Consider the following 6,836-nt stretch of genomic DNA (forward strand, 5'->3'; position numbering starts at 1 on the left):
GGTGCTTATCTAGCATGGAAAAATAAGAAGGGAGTTGTTGCACAAATAAAACAACCCGGTGGCACGATTAAAGTAATGGCGGATTGTTATAAAGAAGTACTTGCTAGTCTTAAAATTGAAGGATCTGTTGGAATTGTTGCGCAAGGCAAAGCTTTTATAGAAGTGTAGTGATTTTTTATAGCAGGGGGAAAACAATGAATAAGGTGAAGAGTTTTCAAAATAAATTGATTGAATTTTCAGAAAAATTTGATCGTTTAGCAGGTCGATATGATCATACGGTTAACAATAGCTCGGAGATGGAAAATTTAATAGATGAATATTCGAAATTCGTAACAAACAGAAGTAACCATGAAGCTTGGGATCTACTTGGACATCATGATTCCAATGATATTCTTCAACTTGTGGTGGATTTGAGAAGAAAATCGGCATTTTGCGTTGCGATTATGGAGAAATATCGTGCATTAAAGCTTCATGAAGGAAATGCTGAGATAACCGATTATTTCAAAAACATAGAATCGTGCATCGAAGAAGAATTTGGGAGCTTCCAACTATCCTCGGATTCAAAAGTGTTATTAATAGGCTCAGGTGCATTTCCGATGACGCCCATTTTGATTGCGAAKCGCACTGGAGCGGAGGTCGTTGGCTTAGATATTGACGATGAAGCTTTAGAGCTTGGAAGGAGCGTTGTGGAGAAATTTAGCAGCGGCTTAAATATTCGATTAGAGAATAGGCTGGTGGAAAATCTTGATTTTACGAAACAGGCTTCCCATATCATTTTTAGCTCAACCGTTGAAAATAAATATGACATTTTGGATCAGCTCTATTCATTGACCAATAAGCATGTCGTTGTGGCAATGAGATATGGAGAACAAATAAAATCATTATTCAATTTTCCATTGAAAGAGGTGAATGCTCAAAAATGGAGGTTGGTGGAACAGGTAAGACGTCCAGATCATTTGTTTGATATTGCATTGTACCAAAAAGCATAGTGTGTTTTTTTATTAGGAAGGAAGGCATTTATGGGTGATTTCAAACATGTTTTGCTGTTAGGCACGGGACCAGCTACGATTCAACTCGCTGTGAATCTAAAAAAATGTTGGGATTGCCGTATAGCGATAGTAGGGAGAGAATCCGTACGTTCTGAGTCATTTTTTGATTCGATTAAACAGAGCAATCAACGTATACGTGTAAGCATTCAGAATGAGAAGCATCGTGCTATGGAGGGTGAATGTTTTGTTGATCACGTATTTAAAGGGTACGAAACGATTACAGGTGAGTGGGATACCCTTATATTTGCTGTCACAACGGATGCCTATATCGAAGTGTTGAAACAAATCGATCCTAAGCTTCTAAGGAAAGTAAAGAACATGCTATTAATTTCACCGACGTTAGGCTCGAATAGCTTAATTCGCCATTATATGAATGATTATAATCCGAGTACGGAGATTATTAGTTTTTCCACCTACTTTGGTGATACAAGATGGATGCATGCTAGACCTACAAATCATGCCCTAACGACAGCGGTCAAGAAAAAAGTTTTTATAGGCTCTACAAAGTACCCGTCTCCTAATGTTGAAGAACTCTGTAAAGCATACAAACAATTAGGTATTGCGATAGACATAATGGAATCGCCGATTGAAGCAGAAACAAGAAATATTTCGTTATACGTTCATCCGCCGCTCTTTATGAATGACGTTTCTTTAAGCACGATATTCGGGGATCGAGAAACCATAAAGTATGTTTATAAAATTTATMCTGAAGGGCCAATTACACCATTACTCATTCGTGAGATGTTGGCCCATTGGAAAGAAATTATGAATATTATCAGTAAGTTACATATAAAWGGTATAAATTTACTTAAATTTATGACGGATGACAATTATCCGGTAAGACTCGAAAGTTTATCACGTCATGATATAGATAATTTCCCCACGTTCGAAACTATTCATCAAGAGTATTTGTTGTATATCCGTTATACCTCGCTATTGATCGATCCTTTTTCTGAACCAGATAAGGATGGGAAATATTTCGACTTTTCTGCAGTCCCTATCAGAAAGATGTTCATCAATAGGGAAGGTGATTTGGATATTCCAAGAATGCCAAAGGAGGATTATTATCGTCTGAAAATCATTCAGGGAATTGCAAAATATTTAGATTCGAGATGCCCTACCATCGATAAATTCATACAAACCTATGAGAAAAAGTTGGAAGAAGTTGCTCGATCTCATAAGGAAATTAGGTTATCTGCTGCATTTGCTGTTCAAAGCTTTGAAGAAGACTTGAACAGAATTTGTAATGAAATTGGGAAATATTTAAAAGCATAATTGTTGAAAGCATAATGAACTTATATTTTTTAGGAGGAAATATTGTGAAAAAAGGAAATTTGCTTGTTGTTGTTTTATCCATGCTGATGCTTTTAATTGTGCTGGCAGGCTGCAGTGACGTCAAAGATGCGAAATCGAATCCAACAAATAAGGAAAAGAAAACAGAACTCGTGTATGCATCGGCCAAAGACATTAATGATATGAATCCACATCTGTATGCAGGTTCAATGCCAGCACAAGGAATGGTGTACGAATCTTTAGTCGAAAACACAAAGGAGGGAATCATGCCTTTACTGGCTGAAGCATGGGAAATTTCAGAAGATGGCAAAATATATACCTTTCATTTGAGGAAAGATGTGAAGTTCCATGATGGTGAACCTTTTAACGCAGAGGCTGTAAAGCAAAATATTGAAGCGGTACAACATAATAAAGAAAAGCATACTTGGATCAAGCTGTCGACAAAAATAGTAAGCGTTAAAGCGGTAGATGAATATACAGTTGAACTCACACTGTCTGAATCCTATTATCCAACCTTAGTTGAATTATCCATGACTAGGCCGTACGTATTCATCTCCCCTAAAAACTTTATGGATGGAGAAACGAAAAATGGCGTAAACGGCTACAACGGAACAGGACCATATAAGCTTACGGACCATAAATCTGATGAGTATGCTTCGTTTGAAGCAAATGAAGCATATTGGGGCGGCGCACCTAACATTAAAAAAATTACGTCTAAAGTTCTCCCAGCGGGGGAGACGACATTCCTAGCTTTGCAAAAGGGTGAAGTGAACTTTGTGTTCACTGACGATCGTGGTGCAGACAGTATCGATGTTGAAGCGATGGAACAATTAATCGAAACAGGCAATTATCAGCTTGTTAGAAGTGAAGCGATGAACACAAAAATGATCGTGGCCAACAGCAGTAAATCCGATCATCCCGTAAGCGAAAAAGTTGTTCGTGAAGCTATCTGGCACTCTATTGATAGAGATACGATTAGTAAGGATATTTTTAACGGGACTGAATCAGCAGCGCATTCCCTATTTTCAGCTAACGTCAATTATGCGAATGTCGATTTGAAGAAACGAGACTATGATTTGGAAGCAGCGAAGCAGCTATTGGAAGGTGCAGGATGGAAACTGGAGAAAGGCGCTGCAGCTAGAGTGAAGGATAACAAAACATTAGCAATCCAATTATATTATGACAGCAATTCTTCTTCCCAAAAAACGCAGGCTGAATTTATTCAAAGCTCTTTGAAGGAGATAGGTATTCAATTGGAAATTATCGGTGAGGAATCAACCTCAATCGCCAAAAGAAGATCAACCGGAGATTATGATTTATTATTCAATCAAACATGGGGACTCGCTTATGATCCGCAAAGCACTATCTCTGCTTTTACTTCTGAGAATGCTTATTTGCATACAACAAGCGGAATTGCGGAAGCAAGTGAGCTTTACAAGAAAATTGATGCGGTCATGGTATCCAAGGATGAGGCTGCACGGAAATCGTTATATGCTGATATTATGACAATCGTTCATGACGAAGCTGTCTTTATTCCAATCTCGAATGGCAGTGTCACTATCGTGGCGCCAAAAGAGATAAAAGATATCTCGTTTAAACAAACACAATTTGAGCTGCCATTCGAGCGAATGAGCTTTGAATAGAACGGGGAAAATTAAAGGGGAGGATTACTCCCTTTTTTATTTTGAGTAAAGAAGGATAGAGTCATTTGATATTTTCTGTAGAAAGGAGATTTTTATATGGCAAGGTACATCATTAGAAGGCTATTGTTAGCAATCCCTCTTCTATTAATTATTTCGTTTATAACGTTTGTATTCATTAATCTCTCTCCCCAAGATCCGGCCCAATTGATATTGCAAGCGCAAGGCATACCCAATATAACAAATGATTTAATTGCTCAGACGAAAGAAGAACTTGGCTTGAACCAGCCATTTATCATTCGTTATTTACATTGGGTCGTTGCCTGCATGCAACTAGACTTTGGAGATTCATATGTCACAGGAAAACCGATTTGGTCATTGGTAGGCCCAGCTTTGCTGAATACGTTGAAGCTAACGCTGGTTTCATCTATCGTTGTTATTGTTTTGTCCATCCTATTGGGGGTGCTTAGTGCAATAAATGAAGGGAAAATGATAGACAAATCAGTAAGGGGCATCTCATTTTTATTAACATCCATGCCGTCATACTGGCTTGCAGCTATATTAATTTGGTATATATCCGTTAAATTGGATTTGCTGCCTACGAGCGGAATGGATTCGTATAAAAGCTATATTTTGCCGGTAACTGTGATTGCGATAAGTTATGCAGGGATTTATTTTCGAAACGTCAGAAGCTCGATGATAAGCAATCTAAATGAAGACTATGTTCTATATGGCAGGGCATCTGGCTTGTCTGAGAAAAAAATTACGATGCATATATTAAGAAATTCCTTGCAGGTTGCCATTTCGATATTCGGTATGGCTATCCCGATTATTTTAGGAGGCACCGTCGTTGTTGAAAATGTTTTTGCGTGGCCAGGATTAGGAAGTTTAAGTATAAGATCGATTCTAAGCAGAGATTTCCCTGTGATCCAAGCCTATGTTCTAATAGTGGCAGTCGCATTTGTATTATTTAATACCATATCGGACATCGTAAATGCCGCTTTGAATCCTAAAATGAGGAAGGAGATCTAGATGAAACGATTAAAAAACATAAGCGAAGATAAAATAGGCAGCTTATCCTTAATCGTTATTGCTGCAACGCTTATTGTCGGATTATTCCCCTCTTTTTTTGCCCCGCACGATCCTAACGAAGTCAAGATGAGCGTAAGATATGCGTCCTCGTCCTGGGAATACCTGCTCGGGAACGATCACTTGGGGAGATGTATTCTATCCCGATTAATTTATGGCATTCGTCCCAGTGTCTTGTGGGTATTGGCTGCATTAGCGATATCGATAGGGATAGGCGCACTATTAGGCTTTATCGCAGGTTACTTTAGAGGAAAAGTAGATGCCTTTATTATGAGAATTTGCGATATCATGCTTTCTTTCCCGCTATATGTTATGACATTGGCGATAGTCGGCATTTTAGGTGTAGGTCTTGAAAACATTTTGATAGCGTTTGTTGTTATGAAATGGGCATGGTTTGCTCGGGTAATCAGAACGTCTGTGATGCAGTATTCCGAACTTAATTATGTCAAATTTTCCAAAGCATCTGGCATCAGCAATGCAAAAATTATTTATAAGCATATGATTCCGGTTACATTTGCGGACATAACAGTCATCTCGAGCAGCGCGATCGGTTCGATGATTTTGCAAATATCAGGGTTTTCGTTTCTAGGATTAGGCATTCAAGCGCCCGACGCGGAATGGGGAATGATGCTGAATGAAGCGAGAGAAGTTATGTTTACAAGACCTGAGCTCATGTTAGCCCCAGGCATAGCTATTATTATTATCGTTTCGGCATTTAATTTCTTGTCGGATGCCCTTCAGATTGCATTGGATCCGAAGTTAATGAGCTCTAATTCTATGCTTCAAGGGAAACGAATCGTGACCAAAAAAAGATTTCGCGAAAAAGAGGTGGCAGATTAAAGCCATGAATGTATTAGCGGTAAAAAACTTAAAAGTATGGGATATGAAAACGGATCATGTGATCATTCATAACAGCTCATTCGAGTTAAAGCAAGGCAGCTGCCTTGCTATAGTAGGGGAAAGCGGGAGCGGCAAGTCTGTCACCAGCAGGTCGATTATGGGGTTGAATAAAGCCTGGCTGCGCCAATCTGGCGATATCGTATTTAAAGGTGAACATCTAAATCAGCTTTCAGAACATGAAATGAGGAAAAAAAGGGGAAAGCAGCTCTGTATGATTATGCAAAATGGGATGAGTGCATTTGACCCTTCGTGTGTAATCGGCATTCATTTGAAGGAAACCCTTTATGAACATTTCGGCTGGAGTACGAACGAAATCGTAGAAAAAATGAAAAAAGCTATGGCAAGCGTGATGTTGAACAATCCGATCGAAGTGATGAATAAGTATCCGCATCAGCTATCGGGGGGCATGCTGCAGCGAGTTATGATTGCGCTCGCAATAGTACTGGAGCCCGACGTTATTATCGCAGATGAGCCAACAACGGGTCTGGATACCATTTCACAATTTGAAGTGGTTGAACAATTTATGCAAATGCGTGAGCGAATGGGCTGCTCGATGATCTTTATTTCTCATGACCTCGGCGTTGTAAAAAAAATGGCTGATGACGTTTTGGTTATGAAGGATGGAGAGATTGTCGAACAAGGGAGCATCCGAACTGTTTTTTCAGAACCAGTGCATGAATATACAAAATATTTGTTGTCTACTAGATTGGCGCTGAGTAATCATTTTAAGCTGATCATGGGGGAGGGTTGAACAATGCTGAAAATTGATCATGTGGATAAATCGTATGAAAATGGCGGTTTTTTTTCGAAAAAGAAACAAAAAGTGTTGAATGATATTAGTTTTGAATGTGGAGCGGGTGAATGT

The 6,836-nt window shown here is 38.9% G+C and carries 7 protein-coding genes; all 7 read left to right on the plus strand.

The features are described from left to right. Positions 1 to 168, plus strand: a 168-nt coding sequence (locus AC1DSE_RS27140; protein WP_477528491.1) for a histidine racemase CntK family protein, incomplete at its 5' end; no start/stop codon positions are given. A 26-nt stretch (positions 169 to 194) separates the two neighbouring features. Continuing rightward, positions 195 to 989, plus strand: coding sequence for a class I SAM-dependent methyltransferase (locus tag AC1DSE_RS27145; RefSeq protein ID WP_477528489.1), 795 nt, complete (start codon positions 195 to 197; stop codon positions 987 to 989). 30 nt (positions 990 to 1,019) lie between these two features. Continuing rightward, positions 1,020 to 2,324: an opine metallophore biosynthesis dehydrogenase gene (locus tag AC1DSE_RS27150; protein WP_477528490.1), complete on the plus strand. Its 1,305-nt coding sequence runs from the start codon at positions 1,020 to 1,022 to the stop codon at positions 2,322 to 2,324. A gap of 44 nt (positions 2,325 to 2,368) precedes the next feature. Then, positions 2,369 to 3,985: a staphylopine-dependent metal ABC transporter substrate-binding lipoprotein gene (gene cntA, locus AC1DSE_RS27155; RefSeq protein ID WP_477509783.1), complete on the plus strand. Its 1,617-nt coding sequence runs from the start codon at positions 2,369 to 2,371 to the stop codon at positions 3,983 to 3,985. Between the two features lie 96 nt (positions 3,986 to 4,081). After that, the gene (opp1B, locus tag AC1DSE_RS27160; RefSeq protein ID WP_477509782.1) at positions 4,082 to 5,014 is read left to right on the plus strand and encodes a nickel/cobalt ABC transporter permease; all 933 of its coding nucleotides are present in this window, start codon (positions 4,082 to 4,084) and stop codon (positions 5,012 to 5,014) included. Next, a complete protein-coding gene (gene cntC / locus AC1DSE_RS27165) occupies positions 5,015 to 5,911 on the plus strand; it encodes a staphylopine uptake ABC transporter permease subunit CntC (protein ID WP_477509781.1) in 897 nt (298 codons plus the stop codon). It begins immediately after the preceding gene. Between the two features lie 4 nt (positions 5,912 to 5,915). Then, on the plus strand, positions 5,916 to 6,722 hold the full coding sequence (gene cntD, locus AC1DSE_RS27170; RefSeq protein WP_477509780.1) for a staphylopine uptake ABC transporter ATP-binding protein CntD: 807 nt from the start codon (positions 5,916 to 5,918) through the stop codon (positions 6,720 to 6,722). Positions 6,723 to 6,836 lie beyond the last annotated feature (114 nt).

Source organism: Paenibacillus sp. 01L418 (assembly GCF_056400045.1).

Coding starts and splice junctions, on each gene's coding strand:
- opp1B (WP_477509782.1), top strand. CDS start 4,082: ATGGCAAGGTACATCATTAGAAGGCTATTGTTAGCAATCCCTCTTCTA.
- cntC (WP_477509781.1), top strand. CDS start 5,015: ATGAAACGATTAAAAAACATAAGCGAAGATAAAATAGGCAGCTTATCC.
- cntD (WP_477509780.1), top strand. CDS start 5,916: ATGAATGTATTAGCGGTAAAAAACTTAAAAGTATGGGATATGAAAACG.